The following is a 25349-nucleotide window of genomic DNA, read 5'->3' as shown; positions in this document are numbered from 1 at the left end:
CAGAGACGGTTACTGGATCAGGCCGAACTCTTTGGCCAGCACCTTGTAATCAGCCACTTGTTTCTTCACGTAGGTGTCCAGCTCCGGACCGGTCATGGCAAACGGGAACAGCTCGCGCTGGTCACGCAGCTTGGCGAACTCCTGCGAAGCCAGCAGCTTGTCGAACGCCTCTTTCCACCAGGCGTAGTCTTCGTCGCTGACCTTTGGCCCGAGGTAGAAGCCGCGAACCACTGGCCAGACGATGTCGTAGCCCTGTTCGCGAGCGGTGGGGATTTCCTTCATTTCTGGCTCATCGATGCGCTTCTCGGCGAACACCGCCAGCAGACGCATGTCACCGCTCTGGATGTGCGGCATGGAGTCGGAAATGTCGGTACTGCCGACCTGGATGTGTCCGCCCAGCAGGGCCGTGGCGATCTCGCCGCCGCCTTCGAGTGCCACGTAGCGCAGGTCGCGAGGGTTGATGCCGGCGGCCTTGGCGATCAGGGCCGTCTGCATCCAGTCCTGGCTGCCCACGGTGCCGCCGGAACCGATGACCACCGAGCCCGGATCTTTCTTCAGGGCCTGGACCAGATCGTCCAGGGTCTTGTAGGGCGAATCGCTTTTCACCGCGATGGCGCCATAGCTGGTGCCGACAGCGGCCAGCCAGCGCACGGCGCTTTCATCGAAGCGACCGAATTTGCCCTGGGCCAGGTTCAGCAGCGAACCGCTGGACCAGGCCACCAGCGTGCCGGCATCGGCGGGGCGCTGGGCGACTACTGCGTTGTAGGCCACCGCGCCAACACCGCCCGGCATGTAGGTGACGCGCATCGGCTTGGTCAGCAATTTCTCATTGACCAGCGCACTCTGCGCCAGCTTGCAGGTCAGGTCGAAGCCACCGCCAGGGGAGGCCGGGGCGATGCATTCGGGGCGCTTGGGTTCGGCGAGCAGTTGCCCGGCGAATAACAGGCAACCGGCGGCGAGAGCGATTTTACGCAGTGATGGGCTCATTACGGTCTCCACAGGAGTTGTTGTTGTGTGTGCAAATCTGGCGTTGCCGGGTCCGGAGCGGAGCCGGTCAGCGGGTTCGTTACATGCAGTCGTTCATGACGCTCGGCCTTGCCATCCCCGATCCATCGAAGTCATGGGACATGGTGAGTTGGCCATAGATGTACGCCGGCTTCGGCAGAGTCATGGACTCGACGCCGGCCAGGGCAATCGGATTGGAACGGGAAGGGCGGGCAGGCACTGGGGCCTGGAGCTGCATGGAGAGCATGGTGAATACTCCGCTTTATTGTTCTTATTCGGGCGAAAACGCTTCGAGGCGTTTTTCGTTCATCGTGTTGGCTGCGGACAGCCGAAACTATCCTTGCAAGACTCTATCGGCCCAACCTTTCGCTAACCTTTCAAAAGCTTTCAAGATGTTTTTTGGCTTCACAGCACCGGATGCGGCTGTAAACTCCGCGCCAGTGAATGGCGCCGACTGTCCCTGAATCGAGGAAATACCCATGCGTGTTCTGCTCGTCGAAGACCATCTGCAGCTCGCCGAAAGCGTGGCCCAGGCGCTCAAGAGCACCGGTCTGACCGTGGATGTGCTGCACGACGGGGTAGCCGCCGACCTGGCGTTGAGCAGCGAGGAATACGCCGTGGCCATCCTGGACGTAGGGCTGCCGCGCATGGACGGCTTTGAAGTGCTGGCGCGCCTGCGGGCCAGGGGCAAGACCCTGCCGGTATTGATGCTGACCGCTCGCAGCGATGTGAAGGACCGGGTCCATGGCCTGAACCTGGGCGCCGACGATTACCTGGCTAAGCCGTTCGAACTCACCGAACTCGAAGCACGGGTCAAGGCCCTGTTGCGCCGTAGCGTATTGGGTGGCGAACGCCAGCAGCGTTGCGGGGCATTGGTCTATGACCTGGATACCCGCCGCTTCACCCTCGACGAGGAACTGCTGACCCTCACCTCCCGCGAGCAAGCGGTGCTGGAGGCCTTGATCGCTCGGCCGGGGCGGGTGATGAGCAAGGAGCAACTGGCGGCCCAGGTGTTCGGCCTGGATGAAGAAGCCAGCCCCGATGCCATCGAAATCTACATCCATCGCCTGCGCAAGAAGCTCGATGGGCATGCCGTGGCAATCGTGACCTTCAGAGGCCTGGGCTACCTGCTGGAAACCCGCGATGCATAAGCCTGACAGCCTGCGCTGGCGGCTGCTGCGTAACCTGGCGTTGCTGTTGGTGGTGCTGATGCTGGCCAGCGGCCTGAGCGCCTACTGGAACGGCCGCGAAGCGGCGGATACCGCCTATGACCGGACCCTCTTGGCCTCGGCCCGGACCATCGCTGCCGGCCTGTCCCAGCGTGACGGCAGTCTCAGCGCCGATGTGCCTTATGTGGCCCTGGACACCTTCGCCTACGACAGCGCGGGACGCATCTACTATCAGGTCAACGACATCAACCAGAAGCTGATTTCCGGCTACGAAAATCTTCCAGGCCCGCCACCCGGTACGCCCCGCACGGACGATTACCCGGCCCTGGCACGCTTTTACAACGCCAACTACCAGGGTCAGACCGTGCGAGTGGTGAGCCTGCTCAAGGCCGTGAGTGAGCCGAACATGAACGGCATGGCGGAGATCCGCGTGGCGGAGACCGAAGAAGCTCGGGTCAGGATGGCTCGCAGCCTGATGGCCGATACGCTGTTGCGCCTGGGCATGCTGGCCGTGGGCGCGTTGTTGCTGGTGTGGTTTGCGGTCAGCGCCGCGTTGCGCCCGCTGGAGCGCTTGCGCACGGCGGTGGAGGAGCGTCAGTCGGACGACCTGCGCCCGTTGCCCCTGGTGGAGGTGCAGCACGAATTATGGCCATTGGTGAGGGCTCTGAACCATTTCACCGAGCGCCTGCGCGGGCAATTCGAGCGGCAGGCGCAGTTCATCGCCGATGCCGCTCATGAGCTGCGAACGCCCCTGGCTGCGCTCAAGGCACGGCTTGAGCTGGGCTTGCGTGCCAATGAGCCGGCGACCTGGAGGGAAACCCTGGAAACCGCGGCCCAGGGCACCGACCGCCTGACTCACCTGGCCAACCAGTTGCTGTCCCTGGCCCGCGTGGAGAACGGTGCCCGGGCCATTGCCGAAGGTGGCGCGCAGCTGTTGGATCTCAGTCAGTTGGCCCGGGAACTGGGCATGGCCATGGCGCCGTTGGCTCATGCCCGTGGCGTGGCCTTGGCCCTGGAGGCGGACGAGCCGGTGTGGCTGCGGGGTGAACCGACGTTGTTGAACGAGCTGTTGAGCAATCTTGTGGATAACGCCCTGGCCCATACACCGTCGGGCGGCAATGTGATCCTGCGGGTCACTGCGCCAGCGGTGCTGGAGGTCGAGGATGACGGTCCCGGTATTCCGCTGCACGAGCGCGATCGTGTCTTCGAGCGCTTCTATCGACGCAACCAGCAAGTCGCCGGTTCCGGCCTGGGGTTGGCGATCGTCGGGGAAATCTGCCGTGCCCACCTGGCCCAGATCAGCCTGCACGACGGACAGGAAGGCGGGTTGAAGGTGCGGGTGAGCTTTATCCCGGGCTCGGATTGACGAAAGGCAGATACTGTGGCGGCGAAGGAATATATGCCCTCGCCACAGGCGGCTTGAAGTCAGTTGGAGGGAGGCATGGGCTCGATCAGTAGAACATCGATCGCGCTTCTTCGATGTCCGCGCAACGGTCCTTGTTGTCCGGGTCGATGCCCAGCTTCTTGAAGGCCGGGACCCTGAACACATCGATCCTGCCGAGGGGATGATCGGTGTCCTTGTAGCAGTACAGCGCCGCGACCTGTACCAGGTCGACATAATCGAGCTGCTTCGACTCTCGGCTGAAATCCAGGTACAGGCCTGGCAGCTTCACCAATCGCTCCGGGAACTCCCAGACGCTGAGCAGCTTGTCACCCAGCACCGGGTGGATCGTGTCGATCACATGACTGAGGCTGATGGGGTCCGACAGCAATTCGTTATGGTCTTCGGCATAGGTCAGGATCGGCAGCACGCCGATCTGGTGCACCAGGCCACCCAGCGCGGCCTGGTCGGGCTTGAGTTGCGTGTAGCCACGGCACAGCGCATAGCTGATGCCAGCGATCTCCAGGCTTTTTCGCCAGACCTCGCGCATCTTCTGTTCCACCACCTCGGAGCGGGCGTGGAAGATCTGCTCCATGACCAGGCCGATGGCCAGGTTGCTGCTGTAGTTGACGCCCAGGCGGGTGATGGCAGTGTGCAGGTCGGTGACTTCCTGGGTGGCGCGCAGCAGCGGGCTGTTGACCACTTTTATCAGGCGCGCCGAAAGCGCCGTATCGCGGCCGATGACCTTGCTCAGGTTGCTGACGCTGATCTCCGGGTCTTCCGCGGCCCGGCGAATCTGCAGGGCCACTTCCGGTAATGTCGGCAGAACCAGGTCATCGTTATCGATGGCCTCCACCAAATCCCGCAGGACCTTATCCGCCAAATCGCTCATTTCGGTTCTCTAGGGTGTTGCGACAAATGCTGCGATCAGCGCTGGATCTCGCGGTCGCGGTCCAGTTCGTAAGGCAGGTCCAGCAACTGCAGCGACGGGCCTTCCAGCGTCCCGAGGTGCACGTTGCCCTCTTCTGCTGCTTCGGCCTGCAACACCGCCAGCAGTTCAATATTTTGCTCGGCGCGGGCTGCGATCACCACTTCACCGATGGAACTGCCATGGGATGGAGAAAACAACGCCGTACCCGGTTCCGGCAATTCGTTGGCGTCCAGTTGCAGGCGATAGAGGCGCCGCTTGAGCTTGCCCAGGTACTGCATGCGGGCAACGATTTCCTGGCCGGTGTAGCAGCCTTTCTTGAAACTCACGCCACCGATGGCCTGCAGGTTGAGCATCTGGGGTATGAACAGTTCACGGGTAGCCGGCATGACCTGGCCGATGCCTGCGCGTATCTGGCCCAGCAGCCACGGGTTCAGGTCGGCTTCGGCCACTACTTCGCGCAGGCGGATCTTGAGCGCGTCGGCCTGTTCGGCGGGCGCCCACAGTTCGACGCGGCCGGGGGAGACGCGGATGGCAATCAGGGATTCATGACGCGCTACGCAGTCAACGTCAGCCGGTAGCTCGAGGCCCAGGCCGGCGAGCGCCGTGTCGGCATTTTCCAGGCCGAAGCGGACCCAGGCCGCGCTTTCGTCGGTGAGCCTGGCCTTGGAAAATACCGCGTATTTCTTCAGGTCCGCCAACTGCGGCTCGAGCAGTTCGGTGGCCATTGCCATCAGCACCCCGTCGCCCTGGAGCACGATGCGAAAGCTGGACTGCATGCGGCCTTTCTGGGTGCAGCGGGCGCCGAGGCTGGCCCGCTCGTCGCTCAGGTAGTTGAGGTTGCAGGTCAATTGGCCCTGCAGGAATTTACTGGCATCCACGCCGCGAACCGCGAGGACGCCTTCGTGGGACAGGGTGCAGAAAAAAGCGGAATCAGCCATGGGTCATCGCAGGATAAAAAAGTCTGATGGACATCATAAGGGGGCGCCCTTGAAATGGGTAGTTCACAAAGGATCGGTCGTGCCCGACCAAAGCTGTCTGTTCCGCCGTGGCCGTGCCTGTATACTTGCGCTCTATTTGAGGAGCCCTCCATGGTCGAAGATGTAGAACTGAATCGCCTCTACTGGCATAGCCGTCGCGGCATGCTCGAACTTGATGTATTGCTGGTGCCATTCGTCAAAGAGGTCTATCCCCACCTTAACGAAGTGGATCGTGCCTGCTATGTCCGCCTGCTCGAGTGCGAGGATCAGGACATGTTCGGCTGGTTCATGGAGCGCAGTGAATCCGACGACCCGGAATTGCAACGCATGGTTCGGATGATTCTGGACCGTGTCCAGCCCAAATAACCACTTCGAATGCCGCTGGCGGGCCTCCGGGCAGTTGCTGGCGGCCTATCTCCTGGCCCAGGCGTTCGCCCTGGGCTCGTTACTGCTGATGTCTGTACCGAGCGGATTCGCAGCGCTTGGCGTTGCGGTGTGCCTGGCCCATGGTGCCTGGACGGTGCCGCGTCATCTGCTGTTGAGCCATCGCCAGGCCTTTGGCGGGTTGCGCCGTGACCTCGATGGCTGGCAACTCTGGAACCGCGCCGATGGCTGGCAGGCGGTGCAGTTGCGTCCCGACAGCCTGGCGTTGCCACTGATCGTCGTGTTGCGCTTTCGCTTGAAGGGGGAGCGGCGAGTCCGCTCGATTTGCGTGCCCCGAGATGCGCTGGCACCGGATCTGCACCGGCGCCTGCGCGTACGGCTCAGGTTCAGTCGGCGTAGGTGGGCGGCACCAGGATAGTGTCCAGCGCTTCAGGCAACAGGTTCGGGTAGTCGAGGGTGTAATGCAGGCCCCGGCTTTCCTTGCGCTCCATGGCCGAGCGGATCATCAGCTCCGCCACCTGGGCCAGGTTGCGCAGCTCGATCAGGTCGCGGCTGACTTTGTAGTTGCTGTAGAACTCATCGATTTCATCCAGCAGCAGGCGCACCCGGTGCTGGGCCCGCTGCAGGCGCTTGTTGGTACGCACGATGCCGACGTAGTCCCACATGAAGCGCCTCAGTTCGTCCCAGTTGTGGGCGATGATCACGTCTTCGTCCGAGTCGGTGACCTGGCTGGCGTCCCAGGAGGGCAGTGCGGTGGGAGCGGCGATCCGGGGCAACTGTTCCAGAATGTCCGCCGCGGCCGAGCGGGCGTAGACGAAGCATTCCAGCAATGAGTTGCTGGCCATGCGGTTGGCGCCGTGCAGGCCGGTGAAGCTGGTTTCGCCGATGGCGTACAGGCCCGGCACGTCGGTGCGGCCGTGCTGGTCGACCATCACACCGCCGCAGGTGTAGTGCGCGGCAGGCACCACCGGGATCGGTTGCCTGGTGATGTCGATGGAGAATTCCAGGCAGCGCTCGTACACCGTCGGGAAATGGCTCTTGATGAAGGCTTCGGGTTTGTGGCTGATGTCCAGGTAGACGCAGTCGATACCCAGGCGCTTCATTTCATGGTCGATGGCCCGGGCGACGATATCCCTTGGCGCCAGTTCGGCGCGCGGGTCGAAGCGTGGCATGAAACGTTCGCCATTGGGCAGCTTCAGGTGCGCGCCTTCGCCACGCAGGGCTTCGGTGATCAGGAAGCTCTTGGCCAGCGGATGGTACAGGCAGGTGGGGTGGAACTGATTGAACTCCAGGTTCGCCACCCGGCAGCCCGAGCGCCAGGCCATGGCGATGCCGTCGCCGCAGGCACCGTCGGGGTTGCTGGTATAAAGGTAGACTTTCGCCGCGCCACCGGACGCCAGGATCACGAAGCGGGCTCCGTAGGTATCGACTTCGCCGGTGCCACGGTTGAGCACATAGGCACCCAGGCAACGGTCGCCGTCCAGGCCCAGGCGTTTCTCGGTGATCAGGTCGATCGCGACCCGCTGTTCCAGCAGTTCGATATTGGGCCGTTGCCGTGCCTGGGCCAGCAGGGTCTTGAAAATCGCCGCGCCGGTGGCATCGGCTGCATGGATGATGCGCCGATGACTGTGGCCGCCTTCACGGGTCAGGTGGAACTCAAAACCGCCGTCTTCGGTACCGGAGTGCTCGTCCCGGGTAAACGGCACGCCCTGGTCGATCAGCCACTGGATGGCTTCCCGGCTGTGCTCGACGGTGAAACGTACCGCTTCCGGGTTGCACAGGCCGCCGCCAGCGTTGAGGGTGTCCTCGACGTGGGATTCAATGGTATCGGTGTCGTCCAGTACGGCTGCGACGCCGCCCTGGGCCCAGAATGTCGAGCCGTTGGCCAGGTCGCCTTTGCTCAGCACTGCGATGCGCAAATGCTGGGGCAATGTCAGGGCAAGGCTCAATCCGGCGGCACCGCTGCCGATTACCAGAACATCGTGTTGATACTGTTGGCTCATTCGAAAGGTTTCCGCTCAAAGCGACCCGGGTCGGGGTTGGCGCAAGACATCCGCTTCAACGGGTCAGGCAGCCACGCAGCCCACTAGTATATAGAGGGGGGGATCGGCACAATAGCCGGGCATTCATGGCAATGTGAAACCAGCGTGACAGAAAAAGCGACACGCTTCGTCGGGTCACGGTTTTCGCCGAAGGGCGACAAGCCGGCCTTTTCGAGGATATAAGGCGGTTTATCTACACATGGTTGCTCGATGTCCGTTTTGAATGGCTATAAATAGCGGGAACTTTTGTCAGCCGGCCAGGTTCAATAGACGGTTGTCTGCAGAAGGGAGCAGCGTCGGGTTGGTGCAAGATTTCGATTCGAGTCTTTGCCGGCAGACCCGGCGACAGATTATTCGCGCGGCCGGGGGAAATCTCGCGCTGCGTTTTTCGTGCGTGCCGGGATCAGAGCGCGTCGGAAACTTGCTTTGAAGGGGGAGAACTTTTGCGAAAAGCCCGAGTCTATGTTTGCAAGCCCGGACAATTAGCCATGCAAGCCTCCTTCGAGCTTATCGAGGAGTGTTCATGCTAACCCAGGAAGAGGATCAGCAGCTGGTCGAGCGCGTTCAGCGTGGCGACAAGCGAGCTTTCGATCTGCTAGTGCTGAAATACCAGCACAAAATTCTCGGGTTGATCGTGCGGTTCGTGCACGACACCCATGAAGCCCAGGATGTCGCTCAGGAAGCCTTCATCAAGGCCTACCGCGCACTTGGTAATTTTCGCGGCGATAGCGCGTTTTACACGTGGCTTTACCGCATCGCCATCAACACGGCGAAAAACTATCTGGTTTCACGCGGCCGCCGGCCGCCGGATAGCGATGTGAGTTCTGAAGACGCGGAGTTCTACGATGGCGATCACGGCCTCAAGGACCTCGAATCACCGGAACGAGCGTTGCTGCGGGATGAGATCGAGGGCACCGTCCATCGCACCATCCAGCAATTGCCTGAAGATTTGCGTACGGCGTTAACTTTACGTGAATTCGACGGTCTGAGTTACGAGGACATTGCCAGCGTCATGCAGTGTCCGGTGGGTACCGTGCGCTCCCGGATTTTCCGCGCTCGGGAGGCCATCGATAAAGCCCTGCAGCCTTTGTTGCAGGAAAACTGAGACAGCGGCGACAGCCAAGAGAGGAACGCCATGAGTCGTGAAGCCCTGCAGGAATCGCTGTCCGCAGTGATGGATAACGAAGCGGACGAACTGGAATTGCGTCGGGTATTGAATGCCTTCGACGATGTTGAAACCCGTGAGACCTGGGCTCGTTACCAGATCGCCCGGGCTGTGATGCACAAGGACCTGCTGCTTCCGCGTCTGGATATCGCTGCGGCCGTTTCTGCTGCATTGGCTGACGAAGCCGTACCGGCTAAAGCTTCCCGCGGTCCATGGCGCAGCCTGGGTCGCCTGGCCGTTGCCGCGTCGGTTACCGTCGCCGTCCTGGCCGGTGTTCGCCTGTACAACCAGGATGAAATCGCCGGTGTCCAGATGGCGCAACAGTCCAGCCAGCCAGGCTTGGCCGCTCCACAGGTCAAGGGACCTGCGGTACTGGCCGGCTACAGCGAAGGTTCGGAAACCGCCGGCCCGATGGTCAACGGTGTTCTGCAAGGCCAGCCAGGCTGGCATGACCAGCGTCTGCCCAGCTACCTGCGTCAGCATGCCCAGCAGGCTGCGCTGAAAGGTACCGAAAGCGCGCTGCCTTACGCTCGTGCCGCTAGCCTGGAAAATCGTTAAGGAAGGACTCTTGCGCGCCATACCTCTATTCACGCTTCTGCTGGGTGGCTGGTGCGCTGTTCCAGCCCATGCCGATGAAGCCCAGGACTGGTTGAATCGTTTGGGCCAGGCCGAGCAACAGCAAAGTTTCCAGGGGACTTTCGTTTACGAGCGCAACGGCAGCTTTTCCACTCATAACATCTGGCACCGTGTCCAGGACGGTAAAGTCCGCGAACGGTTGCTCCAGCAGGATGGTTCCGCACAGGAGGTCCTGCGTGTTGACGGACGCACACAATGCGTCAGCGGTGCTCTGGCGCCGGGGTTGGGAAATGCTGAAGGCACTGCACGTGCGCTCGATCCGCAAAAACTCAAGAATTGGTACGACCTTGCCGTAGTCGGAAGGTCGCGCGTGGCCGGGCGACCGGCTGTGATCATCTCCCTGACACCCAAAGACCAGCATCGGTACGCTTTCGAACTGCATCTGGATAAAGAAACCGGCTTGCCGCTCAAGTCCCTGTTGCTCAATGACAAGGGGCAGTTGCTGGAGCGTTTCCAGTTCACGCGCTTGAATACCGGCGTGCCATCGGAAAACGACCTGCAGGCCAGCGCCGACTGCAAGGCGGTGGTGCAAAGTGCCGACAAGTCCACTGCGGTGAAGGCTGCCTGGCATTCGGACTGGCTACCACCGGGCTTCGAATTGACCAGCAGTAACGTGCGCAAGGATCCGGATACCAATGTGCAGGTCAACAGCCTGATGTATGACGACGGCCTGGCACGTTTCTCGGTATTCCTCGAGCCCCTGAACGGCGCTACCGTCACCGATACCCGTACCCAGCTCGGGCCAACGGCGGCCGTTTCTCGTCGCCTCACCACGCCCCAGGGCGAAATGATGGTGACGGTGGTCGGCGAGATCCCTATCGGTACGGCCGAACGGATCGCGCTGTCCATGCGTTCAGACGCCACGGCGACTCAATAATGGGCCGCTTCGGTGGCTCGATCATGCCAGAGGCCAGCCAGGCCGGGGGCTGATCGAAATGCCGAAACTTCATGTCAGCATTTTAATTTGCAAAACTTCTGTTTTTTTTCTATTAGGTCAGAGCCGCTCGGCTCTGGCCTTGCCTGTTTTTCCGGAACAAAAATACCGGCGCCTTTTTCCAACTGGTATTCCTTGCTCCATATCGCTTAACCCTGCTCGTCGTAACGGGAGCCGTATGTCGATACCACGCTTGAAAACCTATCTATCCATTTTCGCCACTGTGCTGGTGCTCGGTCAGGGCGTTCCCGCCATGGCGGCCGATTTGCCTGACTTCACCCACCTGGTCGAGGAGGCTTCTCCTGCGGTGGTGAACATCAGTACGACCCAGAAACTGCCGGATCGCCGTGTATCGGATCCGCAGATGCCGGATCTGGAAGGTTTGCCGCCCATGTTGCGCGAATTCTTCGAGCGCGGGATGCCCCAGCCACGCTCCCCCGGCGGTGGTCGTCAGCGTGAGGCACAGTCCCTGGGCTCGGGCTTCATCATTTCTCCGGACGGTTACATCCTGACCAATAACCATGTGATCGCCGACGCCGACGAAATCCTGGTGCGCCTGGCCGATCGCAGCGAATTGAAGGCCAAGCTGGTCGGCACCGATCCACGTTCCGACGTGGCGCTGCTGAAAATCGAAGGCAAGGACCTGCCGGTGCTCAAGCTCGGCAAGTCCCAGAACCTGAAGGCTGGCCAGTGGGTGGTGGCCATCGGTTCACCGTTCGGCTTCGACCACACCGTGACCCAGGGCATCGTCAGTGCCATCGGTCGCAGCCTGCCGAACGAAAACTACGTTCCGTTCATCCAGACCGACGTGCCGATCAACCCGGGCAACTCCGGTGGCCCGCTGTTCAACCTCGACGGTGAAGTGGTGGGCATCAACTCCCAGATCTACACTCGTTCAGGCGGATTCATGGGGGTGTCCTTCGCGATTCCGATCGACGTTGCCATGGACGTATCGAACCAGCTCAAAAGCGAGGGCAAGGTCAGCCGTGGCTGGTTGGGCGTAGTCATTCAGGAAGTGAACAAGGACCTGGCGGAGTCCTTCGGGCTGGAGAAGCCTGCCGGTGCGCTGGTAGCGCAGATCCAGGAGGGCGGTCCGGCCGCCAAGGGCGGTCTGCAGGTGGGCGACGTCATCCTGAAGCTCAATGACCAGCCGATCATCATGTCCGCTGACCTGCCACACCTGGTCGGTGCGTTGAAGGCCGGTGCCAAGGCCAACCTGGAAGTGATCCGCGAAGGTAAGCGCAAGAACGTCGAACTGACCGTCGGCGCCATCCCGGAAGAAGGCGCGGAGCTGGAGTCGCAGCCAAAATCCGGCATCGAGCGCAGCAGCAATCGCCTGGGGGTGGCAGTGGTCGAGCTTACGGCCGAGCAGAAGCGAACCCTGGAGCTCCAGGGTGGTGTGGTGATCAAGGAAGTACAGGACGGTCCTGCCGCCCTGATCGGCCTGCAGCCAGGCGACATCATCACTCACCTGAACAACCAGGCCATCAGTTCCGCCAAGCAATTCACCGATATCGCCAATGCGCTGCCGAAGAATCGCTCGGTCTCGATGCGTGTCCTGCGTCAGGGACGTGCGAGCTTCATCACCTTCAAGCTGGCCGAATGACCGGTTAGCGGCGCAACGAAAAACCGCCTCGAAAGAGGCGGTTTTTTTGTCTGCGGGAAAACTCAGCCCATCATGTCCTTGACCATGCGCTCCTGCTCCATGAGCTCGCGTTGCCGGGCGTCGATACGTGACGACAACGGGAAGTTGGTGCCGGCACGCCGCTTGGCGAAATCCAGTTGCTGGATGGCCTGGCGATAGTCGCCCACCAGGGCGAAGTACTCGGCGCGGGCCTGGTGCAAGCCGATGATGTTGCCGGACAGGCCGCGGGTCTCGGCCACCATGTACCAGACGTCGGGATCGTCCGGGCGGGTCTTGAGCAGTGTTTCCAAGGCCTTCTCGGCATCGGCGGGACGGTTCTGCTTGAGCAGCAGGTCGACGCGCACCTGGTTGAGCGGATAGTTGGCGGGGTATTGCCGCAGCAACCGGTCGACGCGTGACTGGGCATCCGCCAGTCGGTTGCTGGTAATGTCCAGGTCCGTCTGGGCCAGGTTGTAGATGATCTCGTCGGGGGACTTGGCCAGCAGCGGCTTGAGATTCTCCCGGGCTTCATTCAACTGGCCACCCTTGATCTGGGCGATCGCCAGGCCATAGCGGGCCACGTCGTTCTTCGGGTTTTCATCCAGTTGCGCCCGGAAGCGCTTGGCGCCCAGGCCCGGGGTTTCCTCGTAGATCAATTGGACCCGCGCGCGAATCAATTGGTAGCGCATGCTGTCTTCGATGCCGCCTGGCCTGGCCTGCTCGGCGCGGTTGCGCGTGTCGGCGATCCGGGACTCGGTCACCGGGTGGGTCAGCAGGAATTCCGGTGGCCTGGCATCGAAGCGGTATTGACGCATCAGACGTTCGAACATGGTCGGCATGGCGCGTGGGTCATAGCCAGCCTTTTCCAGGTTCAGGATGCCGATGCGGTCGGCTTCCTGTTCGTTCTGGCGGGAAAAGCGCCGTTGTTCCTGGATGGCCGCCGCCTGGGTCCCGGCGATGGCTGCGATTCCCGCATCTCCACCGCCGGCAGCGGCAATCACGATGCCGGTCAGCAGCGCTGCCATCATGGGCACCTGCATGCGCTGCTGGGCTTCGACGCCGCGGGCAAAGTGGCGTTGCGACAAGTGCGCCAGTTCGTGGGCCATGACCGAGGCATATTCGCCTTCGGTCTGGGCATTGAGGAACAGGCCGCCGTTGACCCCGACGATTCCCCCTGGTGCGGCGAAAGCGTTGAGCTGGGGGCTGTTGATCAGGATGAACTCCAGGCGCCGGTCGTTGACCTGGCTGGTTTCCACCAGCTTGTAGACGCTGGTCTCGACATAGTCCTTGAGTTGCGGATCGTTGAGTTGCGCGACCTGGCTGCGCAGCAAAGCCAGCCAGGCGCGACCCAGCTGGTGTTCCTGTTCCGGCGAGACGATGGCAGAACTGGCGTCGCCAAGTGACGGCAGGTCGTCGGCGAAGCCTGGTGAGGCAAGCAGGCAAGCGAGCGTCAGCAGGGTGGGGCGCAGAAATGTCATGCACGAAGCCTTAGTTGACAAAGACCCTACTGTAGCCGGACACCGGGCGCTGGACCAGATATTCTGATTTTGTCGAAAAGTGTCTGCGCCACGATCATGTTGCGTTGAAAACGGGCTCGGAATGCTCATTTACAACCAGTAGACTGCGCTTCCTCGCCTGTTGTCGCCTCGTTGATCGTCACCCGGCGGCTTTTCAAGAAAAATGGGCGGCCAAACGACCTGTTGCGGAGTGAACCGATGACCGATGCTGTAGCCCACGATGCCGAGCTGGACGCCAGTGGCCTGAATTGCCCGTTGCCGTTGCTCAAGGCCAAGCTGGAACTCAATCGCCTGGCCAGCGGTGCCGTGCTCAAGGTTACTGCCACGGACGCGGGCTCCCAGCGTGATTTCCGCACCTTCGCCCGACTGGCCGGTCATACGCTGCTGCACGAGGAAGACGATAACGGCGTCTTCCGTTACTGGCTCAAGAAGGCCTGAAAAAAACAGCCGGCGGCTCATAAGGATTGTTGATGTTCAAAGTGTTACGTGACTGGATTCAGCGCTATTTCTCTGACGAAGAGGCCGTGGTGCTGGCCGTGCTGCTATTCCTGGCCTTTACGGCGGTGCTCACCCTGGGCGGCATGCTGGCGCCGGTGCTGGCGGGGATGGTGCTGGCCTACCTGATGCAGGGGCTGGTCACGACACTCGAACGCTTGCGGTTGCCTGGCAGCGTGGCAGTGGGTCTGGTATTCGCCCTGTTCATGGGGTTGCTGGTGGTATTCGTCGTGGTGGTCGTGCCGCTGCTCTGGCATCAGTTGGTGACGCTGTTCAACGAGCTGCCCGGCATGCTCGCCAAATGGCAGTCCCTGCTGTTGCTGCTTCCTGAGCGCTATCCGCACCTGGTGTCCGATGAGCAGGTCCTGCAGGCCATCGAAGTGCTGCGCGGCGAGATCGGCAAGTTCGGTCAGTGGGCGCTGACATTTTCGTTGTCCAGCCTGCCGCTGTTGGTGAACGTCATGATTTACCTGGTGCTGGTGCCGATCCTGGTGTTTTTCTTCCTCAAGGACCGGGAAACGATCGGGCGCTGGGTGCTCGGCTACCTGCCCCGTGAGCGGACGCTGATTACTCGGGTCGCCCAGGAAATGAATCGCCAGATTGCCAATTACATCCGTGGGAAGGTCATCGAGATCTTCATCTGCGGTGGGGTGACCTATATCGGCTTCGTGGCGCTGGGGCTCAATTACGCCGCATTGCTGGCGTTGCTGGTGGGCATTTCGGTGGTGGTGCCCTATGTCGGCACCGTGGTGGTGACTGTGCCGGTGGCATTGATCGCTCTGTTCCAATGGGGGTGGAGCGATCAGTTCATCTACCTGATGGCGGTCTACGGGATCATCCAGACACTGGACGGCAATGTGCTGGTGCCGCTGCTGTTCTCCGAAGCGGTCAACCTGCATCCGGTGGCGATCATCTGCGCGGTGCTGCTGTTTGGTGGGCTGTGGGGGTTCTGGGGAGTGTTCTTCGCGATTCCCCTGGCGACCCTGATCAAAGCAGTGCTGGATGCCTGGCCGAGCAAGGAGCCGGTTGTCGCGCCGTTGTTGTAGCTACTGATGTGAGGCGGATGGCTTCATCGCGAGCAGGCTCGCTCCCACACGGATTCATGTTGTTGAACAATCCTCTGTGGGGGAGCCTGCTCACCAAGGCGTCGGCGCTGGCGCCAAAAAACTTCAGGCCTTGTTCAGTGCCTGAGCCGCCGCCAGTACCGCATCCACATGCCCTGGCACCTTAACGCCGCGCCACTCCTGGCGCAGCACGCCATCCTTGTCGATCAGGAACGTGCTGCGATCGACGCCCAGGTACTCCTTGCCGTACAGCTTTTTCAGCTTGATTACATCGAACAACTGGCAGACGGCTTCGTCCTTGTCGCTGATGAGCTCGAACGGAAACTCCTGTTTGCACTTGAAGTTCTCGTGGGACTTGAGGCTGTCCCGGGACACGCCGAATACTTCGGTGTTGGCCGCCTGGAACTGTGCGTATTGATCGCGAAAGCCCTGGCCTTCGGTGGTGCAGCCCGGCGTGCTGTCCTTCGGATAGAAATAGATCACCACCTGCTTGCCTTTCAGGGCGGCGAGGCTGACGGTCTGCCCGCTGGTGGCGGGCGCCTGGAAATCGGTAACCGGCTGGTCGACGGCAACGGCCATGAACGCTTCCTTACATTGGGTTTTGTGGGCGCCACGGTTCGATCAGCGCATCCAGGTTCATCGCATCGGCGAAGTCCAGGAACTGATCGCGCAGCCAACTGATCTGGGTGCCGGCCGGCAGCGTCACGGTGAACGTGGCGTTGAGCATGGTGCCGCCGGTCTGCGGAGCCTGGTAGGTGTCACAGGTCAGGTTTTCCAGCTCGACGTGATGGTCCATGAAGAACTGGCACAGCTCATTGATGATGTCCGGGCGATAGGCCGAACTCACATAAGCCACGTAGGGCAGGGCCTGGGGACGATTTTCCAGGGCTGCGCTGCGCACCACGTTGACGGTGAAGGCATGCTTCTTGGCCAGCACTGGCAGGCTGCCTTCCAGGCGGGCCAGGGCGTCCCAGCTGCCGGAGATCTCAAGCACGAGCGCACTGCATTCGCCGTGACGGGTCAGGCGTGAGGTCACGACGGCGCAGCGGTTTTCATGGCTGGCGCGGCACAGGACGTTAGTCAGCTCCATGGGGTTGGCGCCAAGGGCACTGATAACAAGGAATTGTTCGCGGACTGTGGGGGTGGACATGCAGCATTCCTAAAGCGATGAGCGGTCGGGACCTTTGTCACTCGACACGATGCCCTGCCCACGAAAACCGAACGGCTCAAGCCCTGTGCCTGGGATTGCCGTGCGTTCCGCAACAACGGGAAATGCACCAGGGCAAACGCAGGATCGGGGCTTGTGGCGACGAAAACGGAGGCTGGGAACCGGCATATGAGCTTATCGGTACCGATCAAAGTCTGAAGGGTAGCGAAAACCATCGCCAAGGGGAATGGGAGTTCGCTTGTACAAGCATCTTGGCGCCAGTACCATTATGGCTCTCTTTTTCCGGCAGGAGCGGTTTCATGATTGCGGGCAGTATGGTGGCACTGGTCACACCCATGGATGCACAAGGGCGTCTTGACTGGGTCAGCCTCAGCAAACTCGTGGACTTCCACCTTGAAAACGGTACCCATGCCATCGTCGCCGTCGGCACCACCGGCGAGTCGGCGACCCTCGACGTCAATGAACATATCGAAGTCATCCGGGCCGTGGTCAAGCAGGTCGACGGGCGCATTCCGGTGATCGCCGGCACCGGCGCCAACTCGACCCGCGAAGCCGTCGAGCTGACCCGCAACGCCAAGGAAGCCGGCGCTGATGCCTGCCTGCTGGTGGTCCCGTACTACAACAAGCCGACCCAGGAAGGCCTGTACCAGCACTTCAAGCACATTGCCGAAGCGGTCGATATCCCGCAGATCCTCTATAACGTTCCCGGCCGCACCTCCTGCGACATGCAGGCCGAGACCGTGATTCGTCTCTCCACCATCCCGAACATCATCGGCATCAAGGAAGCCACCGGCGACCTCAAGCGCGCCAAGGCCATCCTCGATGGCGTGGACAAGGATTTCATCCTGCTGTCCGGCGATGATCCGACGGCGGTCGAACTGATCCTGATGGGTGGCAAGGGCAACATCTCCGTTACCGCCAACGTCGCTCCCCGGGAAATGGCCGACATGTGCGAGGCGGCACTCAAGGGCGACGCCACCACCGCTCGGGCAATCAACGAAAAACTGATGCCGTTGCACAGGGACCTGTTCATCGAAGCCAACCCGATCCCGGTGAAATGGGCGCTGGTGGAAATGGGCCTGATGCAGGAGGGCATTCGCCTGCCGCTCACCTGGCTCAGCAATACCTGTCAAGAACCGCTGCGGCAGGCCATGCGCCAGTCCGGCGTCCTGGTTTAATTGAGGAAGTACAACGCATGAAGCGAATGGCCGGACTTTCCGCACTTGCCTTGATTATCTCCAGCACCAGTGGCTGCGGGTGGATCTGGGGGCCGGAAGGTTATTTCCGCGACCGTGGTAGCGATTACCTCAGCGCACAACAGACTGCACCGATGCAACTGCCGCCGGATGTCCACGTCGCCAAGCGCCTGGATCCGCTGTTGCCGATCCCGCGCAACGTGGCTGACGACAGCGTCAAGGGCGAGTACGTCGTCCCGCGTCCACAACCCCTGTCGGCCGTGGCCGATGCCAGCGACTACACCTTGCAGAAGAGCGGCGATACTCGCTGGGTCATGGCCCAGCACCCGCCGGCCGAAGTCTGGCCCGTGGCGATCCAGTTCTTCCAGGACAACGGTTTCCGCCTGGACGAACAGCGTCCGCAGACCGGCGAATTCACCACATCCTGGCAACGTGCCGATGAGCTGTCCGCCGCCATGGGCAAGCGCCTGGGCGCCGCCGGCGTCGGCTCCGACAGCGAAACCCGCGTTCGCGTGCGTATCGAGCCTGGCGTCCAGCGCAACACCAGTGAAGTCTACGTGGTCAGCGCCGAGCGTCCCGCCGGCAGCACCGCCGACGTGGCATTCACCAACCGTTCGGTCAATACCGGCCTCGACGCTGCGCTGGTGGACGACATGCTCGCCAGCATGAGCCGCTCCGCCGAACAGGGCGGTTCGGTCTCGATGCTGGCCTCCCGTGATTTCGACACGCCGAGCCGAGTCAGCCTGAGTGAAGACGGCAGCGGCAACCCGGTGCTCAACGTCGGTTCCGACCTGGACCGTGCCTGGTCCAGTGTGGGGCGTGCGCTGGAGCAGGGCGAATGGCGGGTCGAAGACATCAACCGCAGCCTGGGCCTGTACTACATCAACCTCGCCGAAAAAGCCGACAAGCCAGACGAGAAGCCCGGCTTCTTCAGTGGCCTGTTCGGTAGCAAGCCGGACAAGGAAGAAATCGAAGCCCGTGCTGAGCGCTATCAGGTTCGCCTGAGCAAGGTGGGCGACAACGTCCAGGTGACGGTCGAGAAGAACATCAACACCGTGGCGCCGGCCGATGTGGCCCGCAAGGTGTTGAGCGTGATTCAGGACAACCTGGGCTGATCCGATGCGTTTCGCCGTTCTCGGCAGCGGTAGCCAAGGGAACGGCACGCTGGTAGCCAGCGCTGGGACCTATGTGCTGGTCGATTGTGGTTTCTCCTTGCGGGAAACCGAGAAGCGCCTGTTGCGCCTTGGGGTGCATCCGGCGCAACTGAGCGCGATACTCGTGACCCACGAACATGCCGACCACGTGCATGGCGTGGGTTTGCTGTCTCGGCGCTACAATCTTCCGGTCTACCTCAGCCGCGGTACGCTGGGTGGTCTGCGCAAGCCCATCGAGCCGGCCGGTTTCGTGACCGGTGGCGAGCAGCTGCGCATAGGTGCTCTGGATATCAGCGTGGTCAGTGTGGCCCACGATGCCCTGGAGCCGACGCAGTATGTATTCAGCGACGGTGAACGGCGCTTCGGTTTGCTGACCGACCTGGGCTCGTATTGCGACAGGGTCATGGACAGCTACCGGGATCTCGATGCGTTGATGATCGAGTCCAATCACTGTCGCGACATGCTGGCCCGTGGTTATTACCCTTACTTTCTCAAGCAGCGGGTAGGCGGGGAGCGAGGACATTTGAACAACCACCAGGCGGCGTACCTGGTGGCCGAGTTGGGCTGGCAGGGCTTGCAACACCTGGTCCTGGCCCATCTGAGCAGCAAGAACAACCTGCCGCAGCTGGCCCGGCAATGTTTTGTCGACACCCTCGGGTGCGACCCGGACTGGCTGCAACTGGCCGATCAAGATTCAGGGCTCGACTGGCGACATATCGCCTAGCCCATACTTAGCAAGCGGAGCCCATCATGGAAAAACGTGAAGAACTCTACCGCGGCAAAGCCAAGTCGGTTTACAAGACCGATGACGCCGACCGCTTGATCCTGCTGTTTCGCAACGACACCTCGGCGTTCGACGGCAAGCGCATCGAGCAGCTCGACCGCAAGGGCATGGTGAACAACAAGTTCAACGCCTTCATCATGCAGAAGCTCGAAGCAGCCGGCGTGCCGACCCAGTTCGACAAGCTGCTGGGCGACAACGAATGCCTGGTCAAGAAGCTGGACATGATCCCGGTGGAATGCGTCGTGCGTAACTACGCCGCCGGCAGCCTGGTCAAGCGCCTGGGTGTGGAAGAGGGCATGAAGCTTAACCCCTACACCTTCGAACTGTTCCTGAAGGACGACGCCAAGGGCGACCCGTTCATCAACGAATCCCACGTCGTGGCGTTCGGCTGGGGCACCGCCGAGCAACTGGCCCGGATGAAGGAGCTGTCCCTCAAGGTCAACGAAGTTCTGAGCAAATTGTTCGACGACGCCGGCCTGCTGCTGGTGGACTTCAAGCTCGAGTTCGGCGTGTTCAGCGACGGCTCCATCGTCCTGGGCGACGAATTCAGCCCGGATGGCTGCCGCCTCTGGGACAAGGCCACCAAGAAAAAAATGGACAAGGACCGCTTCCGCCAGGGCCTCGGCGACGTGATCGAAGCCTACGAAGAAGTCGCCCAGCGTCTGGGTGTGCCGCTGTAATCGACGCAAGCATCTGATAGCACGGAAAAAAATTCGCACGGGGGTTCGCTTCCGGCGAATGTGCTGGTATGATGCGCGCCACTGGAGAGATGCCGGAGTGGCCGAACGGGACGGATTCGAAATCCGTTGTACTGGCAACAGTACCTAGGGTTCAAATCCCTATCTCTCCGCCATTATTCGAAAACCCCACAGATTTGTGTCTGTGGGGTTTTTTCGTTTCCGGGATGCAAATGCTGCTTCGAAGGGCAGCAAGCGCTAGGCAAATCCGCACCGAGGCAGGCCTCCGAGCCTTGTTGTTGAGCGATCGGCAGTGTCACTTGTTTTGTGACAATTGGATAAATGGTCTATAGCTCAAGACATGTCTGCCGATAGGCAAGTCAATCCTCATGAAAGGAGCGACACCATGTTGCGGTTCTTTGCCGACCTTGGCTTCCGCTGGAAAATTACCCTGCCCATCGCTTTTCTCGTGGTGTTGCTGGTGCTCATGGGCTGGTCTGGCATGCGGGGCATCGGTGAGGTCACCGAATCCAGCACGCAGTTGACCAAGCGTTATCTGCCTGCCATCAGCCTGCTGCTCAACGCTGACCGTGATCTCTACCAGGCTTTCGTGGCCGAGCGCAGTCTGCTGGACGGCCATGCGGACGAGCACTTGAAAGCCTTGAGCGCCAGCCATGGGGAAAATACGAAGCAAGCCTATGACCGTGTCCAGAAATACGCAGCGATGCAGCCTGGGGCCGATGCGTTGGCGCTGGTGAGTCAGTTCAACGAGCGCTTTGCCCAATGGACCCAGGTTTCCCGGCGCGTGATCGAGTTGTCCGTGGGGGACCCGCAAGCGGCCAGCGCCTTGAGTTTTTCTGACAGTGAGCGTCTGTTCGAGGCGATGCGCGATGATATCGACAAGCTGGGCGAACTGGAGGAAGAGGCCTCGCACCGGGAAGGGGACGCAGCGATCGAGCGCGGTGAGGCCGTAGGGATTTTTCAAGGCGGCATCCTGCTGGTCGGTCTGCTCGGGGGCATCCTGGTGATTCTTGTCCTGCCGCTTGTGGTGCTGACGCCCATGCGTCGTCTGCTTCACCGCGTCGAGCAGATTGCCGAGGGTGGTGGCGATCTGAAAGGGCGTCTTGAAGTGCGTTCGGCTGACGAGCTGGGACAGCTTGGCACCGCCTTCAACCGTTTCCTCGACAAGCTTCAGCCACTGATCGCCGAGGTGGGCCGGGTGACCGGAGAGGTGGAGGCTGCGGCTCGTGCCATGGCCAGCATGGCCGCCACCAACGATCAATTGATCAGCAGCGAACATGCGGCCCTCGATCAGGTCAGCACCGCTGCGACCCAGATGAGCGCGGCTGTACACGAAGTGGCCCATAACGCGGTGAGTGCCTCGGACGCCGCGCAGCAAGCCAGCAGCCGCTCCCGGGATGGTGCCGAAGTCGTCACCAGCACGATCGAATCGATCCGCCAGTTGGCCCAGGAAGTGGAGAGTGCCTCGGGCACCATCGAGGCCCTTGCCCAGGAAACCTCCAGCATCGGTGCCGTCCTTGAAGTGATTCGCGGCATTGCCGAACAAACCAACCTGCTTGCACTCAACGCTGCCATCGAGGCCGCACGGGCTGGCGAGCAGGGCCGTGGTTTCGCCGTGGTGGCCGATGAGGTCCGGGCCCTGGCGGCGCGTACCCAGGATTCGACCAAGGACATCCAGGTGCGTATCGAGCGCCTGCAGAGCGGGGTCGCCAAGGCTGTACAAGCCATGCAGGTCGGCAGCAGCAAGGCCCGCGACAGTGTCGAGCGCGCTGCGGGTGTGGATCAGGTGCTCAGTGGCACCAGTGGCTCCATCGAGCGCATCAACGACATGGCCGCACAGATCGCCAATGCCTGTGAAGAGCAGAGCAGCGTGACCGAGGAGATCGCCCGGAACATTTCCGATATCCGTGACCTGTCCAACGAAGCGGCAGAGAATTCCGCCCAGAGCATGCACGCCAGCCAGCAGCTCTCCAGCCTGTCGAGGAGCCTGGCGGAACTGACCGGCCGTTTCCGCACCTGAGGCAAACGCGACAGTGCCTGTTTCCAAGTCTGACGCGGCGCTCACTCATGAGCGCCTGCGCGCCCTGCACCAGGACGGTTTCGTCCTGCTGCCCGCCGTGTTGGGCCGTTCGCAGATTGTCGACCTGCGCCGGGCCATCGACGCACTGAAGCCCATGCATTGGGACTACAGCGGCGTCATCGATCACTACAAATGCGTCTTCAATCGCGACCCGTTCTGGTTGCCCTATCTCGATGTGGACGGCGTCATCGAACTGGCGGAAGCGGCCCTGGGGGATGATTGCCATATCATCGGCCAGACCGCCTGGCGCTGCCACCCCGGTTTCGTCGGTGCCCCGTTGCACCTGGACTACCTGATGATGGAGTTGCCGCCGAGCCTGCTGCTTGATCCGGCCTTCGATTTGCCGATGCAGATTTTCACCGCCCAGTTCTACCTCGACGATATCGATGCCGATCTGAGCCCGACACGCGTCATTCCTGGCAGCCACCGGGCGGGACGCGCGCCCGTGGCAGGCGAGACGCAATGGGCGGGACGTTCCGCGCAGCCAGTGTTATGCCGGGCTGGCGACGTGCTGGTGCTGCGTAGCGAGTTGTGGCATGCCGGCAGTGACAACCGGACCGTCGACCGCTCGCGTTACCTGCTGCAAGTGCACTATGGCCGACGCATGATGGCGCAGAAGTTCTCTCCATACCTGCACTGGCAGTTCAACCCTGCCGTGTTCGCGGCCGCGACCCCTCGCCAACGGCGCCTGTTGGGCGATCATCTGGAAGCCGAATACGATTGACCCTGTTTCGTGGTCCGGTCAGATCCAGACATCGTTCTGCGCGGTTCGCTCATGGGTTTCGCCCGTGTTGATGACGCCCCGAGGTTCGATCAGCAGTACTTTCGCCTCCCGGGCGGCGCTGGGCCGATGTTCGATGCCTTTCTTGACGACATACATTTCGCCCGCGCCGATGGTCACCCAGCCGTCCCGGAAGTCGATACGGAGTTCGCCCTCCAGCACGATGAAGGTTTCATCGGTGTCGGCGTGGGAATGCCAGATGAAGTCGCCTTCGAGCCGGGCGACCTTGAATTGGTAGTCGTTCATTTCAGCCACGACTTTTGGTGCCCACCGATCCTGGAACAGGGCGCATTTCTGAGCGAAGTTGACAGGTGAATGCTGTATGGCCATCGAGGAATGCTCGCTTTGGAGTGGGGGAAGCCACACAAAGCTGTTCCCCAGGCTGGGCGGCCCGGCGAAGCAGCTTATGGGCGGTGCGCGCGACGCTGCTTCAGATCTCCTTCACAGGCGTCTCGCCCTGGACATTCTTGATCAGTCCGATGACATGCAGGCAGTCAGCCTTGTTCACATAGGACTCGCCGCTGGCGATCGTCTCGTGGTTGCCGGCCCTCAAGCGCCAGCGCCATTGGCCTTTTCCGCTGCTCTGGGTGCCTCGGGTCTGTCTGTAGATCTCAAAATACATCGATTCGCTCCCTGCGATTTACTCATTCAAGACATGTTTTGAACATGTCGTCGAAAGCCTAGCCAAGCTTAAAATTTTCGCTATCGCAAATACGTTTCCAAGGGTTATGAGATATTGCTATTCATGACAGCCTCTGGGGAACCATGGATGAACCGTAGCGAATTACGCAAGGCCGATATCAACCTGATGGTGGTGTTCGAAACGCTGATGCTTGAGCGCAACGTGACCCGGGCGGCGGAAAAGCTGTTCCTCGGCCAGCCGGCCATCAGTTCGGCCCTCAATCGATTGCGTACGCGGTTCAATGATCCGCTGTTCATTCGTGTCGGTCATCGCATGGAGCCCACGGCCCGGGCCGAGGAACTTTTCCAGCACCTTTCGCCGGCGCTGGATTCGCTGTCGGCGGCGTTGAGCCTGACCCATGATTTCGATCCCGCCAGCAGTACCATGACGTTTCGCATCGGTCTGTCGGACGATGTCGAGTTCGGCCTGTTGCCGCCGCTGCTGCACAGCTTGCGACGGGAGGCGCCGCAGGTCGTGTTCGTGGTCCAGCACGTCGATTACTGGCGCATCCCCGATTTGTTGGCAGCGGGTGATATCACCGTGGGAATCAGCCAGACCCGGGGATTGCCGGCCAACGCCAAGCGCAAGCTGCTACGGCAGATTCAGCCGCGGGTATTGCGAGCCGATGCGTCGGACTCGCCGCTGACCCTGGATGAATACTGCTCGAGGCCCCACGTGCTGGTGTCTCACACGGCGAACGTCGCCGGTCTGGCTGACGAATGGCTGGCCGAGATCGGGCGCAAGCGCCAGGTCGTGCTTTCGGTGCCACAGTACAGCGCGTTGCCGGCGTTGCTGGCGGGTACCGACCTGATCGCCAGCCTGCCGGACTATACCGCCACCGCCATGGCGGCTTCGGGCCAGTTATTCAACGAGCCCTTTCCATTCAAGACCCCGACCCTGGACCTGTCGATGGTCTGGCTGAGCCATGTCGACAACGACCCGGCCGAACGCTGGTTGCGCTCACGGCTGGAGGCGTTCATGGGCAATCGTGGGCCATCGGGACAACCCGAGCCCTGATCGCCTCTTGTCACGCAAGGCTGTGCCCGGGAAGCCAGGCGGGGTATGGTTGCGTCGGCTGGAATCCACATCGCCTTATTTCGAACCGGAGTCGAAACATGCCTCACCTGCACCTCGAGTACACCCCCAATCTGCCCCAGTTGAATGCCGATGTGGCTTTGCTGCGCCTGAATAATGCGCTGGTGGCGTCCGGTCAGTTCGCGGCCGAGTCGGATATCAAGAGCCGCGCCAGGAAAGTCGAGCATTTTCGGGTGGGCACCGGTCTGGGCGAGCGAGGTTTCGTGCATGTGAAACTCTCCTTGCTCAGTGGCCGTTCGCCGGAGATCAAGAAACAACTGGCCGACAGCCTGCTGGCGGTGCTCCAGGAGCTGGGCCCATGGCCGGCAGGGCTCAGCGTGCAGTGCAGCGTGGAAATGGCGGACATGGACCGGGGCTCCTACGCCAAGGCTGTCATCGAAAACTGAA

General features: G+C 61.4%; 28 protein-coding genes and 1 tRNA gene. 19 read left to right on the top strand and 10 right to left on the bottom strand.

Going from position 1 to position 25349, the window contains the following annotated elements; genetic code table 11:
• Positions 1 to 9: 9 nt before the first annotated feature.
• Positions 10 to 987: a Bug family tripartite tricarboxylate transporter substrate binding protein gene (locus BLP99_RS21670; RefSeq protein WP_092181698.1), complete on the bottom strand. Its 978-nt coding sequence runs from the start codon at positions 985 to 987 to the stop codon at positions 10 to 12.
• A gap of 79 nt (positions 988 to 1066) precedes the next feature.
• Positions 1067 to 1252 (bottom strand): hypothetical protein, encoded by a 186-nt coding sequence (locus tag BLP99_RS21665; protein ID WP_072431919.1) that lies wholly within the window; start codon positions 1250 to 1252, stop codon positions 1067 to 1069.
• 232 nt (positions 1253 to 1484) lie between these two features.
• Between BLP99_RS21665 and BLP99_RS21660 the strand changes: the two genes are divergently transcribed.
• On the top strand, positions 1485 to 2156 hold the full coding sequence (locus BLP99_RS21660; RefSeq protein ID WP_072398683.1) for a response regulator: 672 nt from the start codon (positions 1485 to 1487) through the stop codon (positions 2154 to 2156).
• Positions 2149 to 3540, top strand: a complete 1392-nt coding sequence (locus BLP99_RS21655; protein ID WP_072398684.1) for a sensor histidine kinase — start codon at positions 2149 to 2151, stop codon at positions 3538 to 3540. Before BLP99_RS21660 ends, BLP99_RS21655 begins: the two co-directional genes overlap by 8 nt.
• Before the next feature lie 85 nt (positions 3541 to 3625).
• Here BLP99_RS21655 and BLP99_RS21650 read toward each other — a convergent pair whose 3' ends face one another.
• Positions 3626 to 4447 (bottom strand): HDOD domain-containing protein, encoded by an 822-nt coding sequence (locus BLP99_RS21650; RefSeq protein ID WP_072398685.1) that lies wholly within the window; start codon positions 4445 to 4447, stop codon positions 3626 to 3628.
• A 35-nt stretch (positions 4448 to 4482) separates the two neighbouring features.
• Positions 4483 to 5424, bottom strand: coding sequence for a CAF17-like 4Fe-4S cluster assembly/insertion protein YgfZ (ygfZ, locus tag BLP99_RS21645; protein WP_076407303.1), 942 nt, complete (start codon positions 5422 to 5424; stop codon positions 4483 to 4485).
• A 150-nt stretch (positions 5425 to 5574) separates the two neighbouring features.
• Between ygfZ and BLP99_RS21640 the strand changes: the two genes are divergently transcribed.
• On the top strand, positions 5575 to 5829 hold the full coding sequence (locus tag BLP99_RS21640; RefSeq protein ID WP_072398687.1) for an FAD assembly factor SdhE: 255 nt from the start codon (positions 5575 to 5577) through the stop codon (positions 5827 to 5829).
• The gene (locus BLP99_RS21635) at positions 5813 to 6265 is read left to right on the top strand and encodes a protein YgfX (RefSeq protein WP_072431920.1); all 453 of its coding nucleotides are present in this window, start codon (positions 5813 to 5815) and stop codon (positions 6263 to 6265) included. Before BLP99_RS21640 ends, BLP99_RS21635 begins: the two co-directional genes overlap by 17 nt.
• Here BLP99_RS21635 and nadB read toward each other — a convergent pair.
• Positions 6234 to 7850 (bottom strand): L-aspartate oxidase, encoded by a 1617-nt coding sequence (gene nadB, locus BLP99_RS21630; RefSeq protein ID WP_072398689.1) that lies wholly within the window; start codon positions 7848 to 7850, stop codon positions 6234 to 6236. The genes BLP99_RS21635 and nadB overlap by 32 nt on opposite strands.
• A gap of 562 nt (positions 7851 to 8412) precedes the next feature.
• Between nadB and rpoE the strand changes: the two genes are divergently transcribed.
• The 4 genes from rpoE (at position 8413) to BLP99_RS21610 (ending at position 12230) form a co-directional block, all read left to right on the top strand.
• Positions 8413 to 8994 carry an RNA polymerase sigma factor RpoE/AlgU gene (gene rpoE, locus BLP99_RS21625; RefSeq protein WP_003172477.1) on the top strand — a complete coding sequence of 194 codons (582 nt, stop codon included), beginning with the start codon at positions 8413 to 8415 and terminating at the stop codon, positions 8992 to 8994.
• A 30-nt stretch (positions 8995 to 9024) separates the two neighbouring features.
• Positions 9025 to 9612, top strand: coding sequence for a sigma-E factor negative regulatory protein (locus BLP99_RS21620; protein WP_072398690.1), 588 nt, complete (start codon positions 9025 to 9027; stop codon positions 9610 to 9612).
• A gap of 10 nt (positions 9613 to 9622) precedes the next feature.
• Positions 9623 to 10567: a MucB/RseB C-terminal domain-containing protein gene (locus BLP99_RS21615; RefSeq protein WP_072398691.1), complete on the top strand. Its 945-nt coding sequence runs from the start codon at positions 9623 to 9625 to the stop codon at positions 10565 to 10567.
• 235 nt (positions 10568 to 10802) lie between these two features.
• The gene (locus BLP99_RS21610; RefSeq protein ID WP_072398692.1) at positions 10803 to 12230 is read left to right on the top strand and encodes a DegQ family serine endoprotease; all 1428 of its coding nucleotides are present in this window, start codon (positions 10803 to 10805) and stop codon (positions 12228 to 12230) included.
• A 62-nt stretch (positions 12231 to 12292) separates the two neighbouring features.
• Here BLP99_RS21610 and BLP99_RS21605 read toward each other — a convergent pair whose 3' ends face one another.
• Complete coding sequence (locus BLP99_RS21605) at positions 12293 to 13726, bottom strand: M48 family metalloprotease (protein WP_072398693.1); 1434 nt, start codon at positions 13724 to 13726, stop codon at positions 12293 to 12295.
• A gap of 237 nt (positions 13727 to 13963) precedes the next feature.
• Between BLP99_RS21605 and BLP99_RS21600 the strand changes: the two genes are divergently transcribed.
• A complete protein-coding gene (locus BLP99_RS21600) occupies positions 13964 to 14203 on the top strand; it encodes a sulfurtransferase TusA family protein (protein WP_072398694.1) in 240 nt (79 codons plus the stop codon).
• Positions 14204 to 14235: 32 nt separating this feature from the next.
• Positions 14236 to 15306, top strand: a complete 1071-nt coding sequence (locus BLP99_RS21595; protein WP_072398695.1) for an AI-2E family transporter — start codon at positions 14236 to 14238, stop codon at positions 15304 to 15306.
• Between the two features lie 123 nt (positions 15307 to 15429).
• Here the strand turns inward: BLP99_RS21595 and BLP99_RS21590 are convergent, their stop codons facing one another.
• Positions 15430 to 15903 (bottom strand): peroxiredoxin, encoded by a 474-nt coding sequence (locus BLP99_RS21590; protein WP_072398696.1) that lies wholly within the window; start codon positions 15901 to 15903, stop codon positions 15430 to 15432.
• A gap of 10 nt (positions 15904 to 15913) precedes the next feature.
• Positions 15914 to 16474 carry a glycine cleavage system transcriptional repressor gene (locus tag BLP99_RS21585; RefSeq protein WP_003184325.1) on the bottom strand — a complete coding sequence of 187 codons (561 nt, stop codon included), beginning with the start codon at positions 16472 to 16474 and terminating at the stop codon, positions 15914 to 15916.
• 317 nt (positions 16475 to 16791) lie between these two features.
• Here BLP99_RS21585 and dapA point away from each other — a divergent pair, with 317 nt between their 5' ends.
• The 7 genes from dapA (at position 16792) to BLP99_RS21550 (ending at position 23128) form a co-directional block, all read left to right on the top strand.
• The gene (gene dapA, locus BLP99_RS21580) at positions 16792 to 17670 is read left to right on the top strand and encodes a 4-hydroxy-tetrahydrodipicolinate synthase (protein ID WP_072398697.1); all 879 of its coding nucleotides are present in this window, start codon (positions 16792 to 16794) and stop codon (positions 17668 to 17670) included.
• Positions 17671 to 17687: 17 nt separating this feature from the next.
• Positions 17688 to 18803: an outer membrane protein assembly factor BamC gene (gene bamC, locus BLP99_RS21575; protein WP_072398698.1), complete on the top strand. Its 1116-nt coding sequence runs from the start codon at positions 17688 to 17690 to the stop codon at positions 18801 to 18803.
• A 4-nt stretch (positions 18804 to 18807) separates the two neighbouring features.
• Positions 18808 to 19566, top strand: a complete 759-nt coding sequence (locus BLP99_RS21570) for an MBL fold metallo-hydrolase (protein WP_072398699.1) — start codon at positions 18808 to 18810, stop codon at positions 19564 to 19566.
• A 26-nt stretch (positions 19567 to 19592) separates the two neighbouring features.
• Positions 19593 to 20306 (top strand): phosphoribosylaminoimidazolesuccinocarboxamide synthase, encoded by a 714-nt coding sequence (gene purC, locus BLP99_RS21565; RefSeq protein WP_016963914.1) that lies wholly within the window; start codon positions 19593 to 19595, stop codon positions 20304 to 20306.
• Positions 20307 to 20389: 83 nt separating this feature from the next.
• Positions 20390 to 20479 (top strand) — tRNA-Ser (locus BLP99_RS21560).
• Between the two features lie 230 nt (positions 20480 to 20709).
• Complete coding sequence (locus BLP99_RS21555) at positions 20710 to 22344, top strand: methyl-accepting chemotaxis protein (RefSeq protein WP_072398700.1); 1635 nt, start codon at positions 20710 to 20712, stop codon at positions 22342 to 22344.
• A gap of 13 nt (positions 22345 to 22357) precedes the next feature.
• Positions 22358 to 23128 carry a phytanoyl-CoA dioxygenase family protein gene (locus BLP99_RS21550; protein ID WP_092181695.1) on the top strand — a complete coding sequence of 257 codons (771 nt, stop codon included), beginning with the start codon at positions 22358 to 22360 and terminating at the stop codon, positions 23126 to 23128.
• Between the two features lie 18 nt (positions 23129 to 23146).
• On the opposite strand, the gene BLP99_RS21545 is transcribed toward BLP99_RS21550, so the two are convergent.
• Together BLP99_RS21545 and BLP99_RS21540 are read right to left on the bottom strand one after the other, a co-directional pair.
• Positions 23147 to 23515: a cupin domain-containing protein gene (locus tag BLP99_RS21545; RefSeq protein ID WP_072398702.1), complete on the bottom strand. Its 369-nt coding sequence runs from the start codon at positions 23513 to 23515 to the stop codon at positions 23147 to 23149.
• A gap of 100 nt (positions 23516 to 23615) precedes the next feature.
• Entirely contained in the window at positions 23616 to 23807 is a 192-nt protein-coding gene (locus BLP99_RS21540; protein ID WP_041023896.1) for a YegP family protein, read from the bottom strand.
• Positions 23808 to 23954: 147 nt separating this feature from the next.
• Between BLP99_RS21540 and BLP99_RS21535 the strand changes: the two genes are divergently transcribed.
• Both BLP99_RS21535 and BLP99_RS21530 read left to right on the top strand, forming a co-directional pair.
• Entirely contained in the window at positions 23955 to 24884 is a 930-nt protein-coding gene (locus BLP99_RS21535) for a LysR family transcriptional regulator (RefSeq protein WP_092181692.1), read from the top strand.
• Positions 24885 to 24982: 98 nt separating this feature from the next.
• A complete protein-coding gene (locus BLP99_RS21530) occupies positions 24983 to 25348 on the top strand; it encodes a 5-carboxymethyl-2-hydroxymuconate Delta-isomerase (protein ID WP_072398704.1) in 366 nt (121 codons plus the stop codon).
• The last annotated feature ends 1 nt before the right edge of the window (position 25349 follow it).

It is taken from the genome of Pseudomonas sp. NFACC32-1 (assembly GCF_900101215.1).
In the GTDB taxonomy this organism is placed as follows: Bacteria; Pseudomonadota; Gammaproteobacteria; order Pseudomonadales; family Pseudomonadaceae; genus Aquipseudomonas.
Note: the sequence above shows the minus strand (reverse complement) of the source record. Positions and strands in the feature narration are given on the sequence as shown.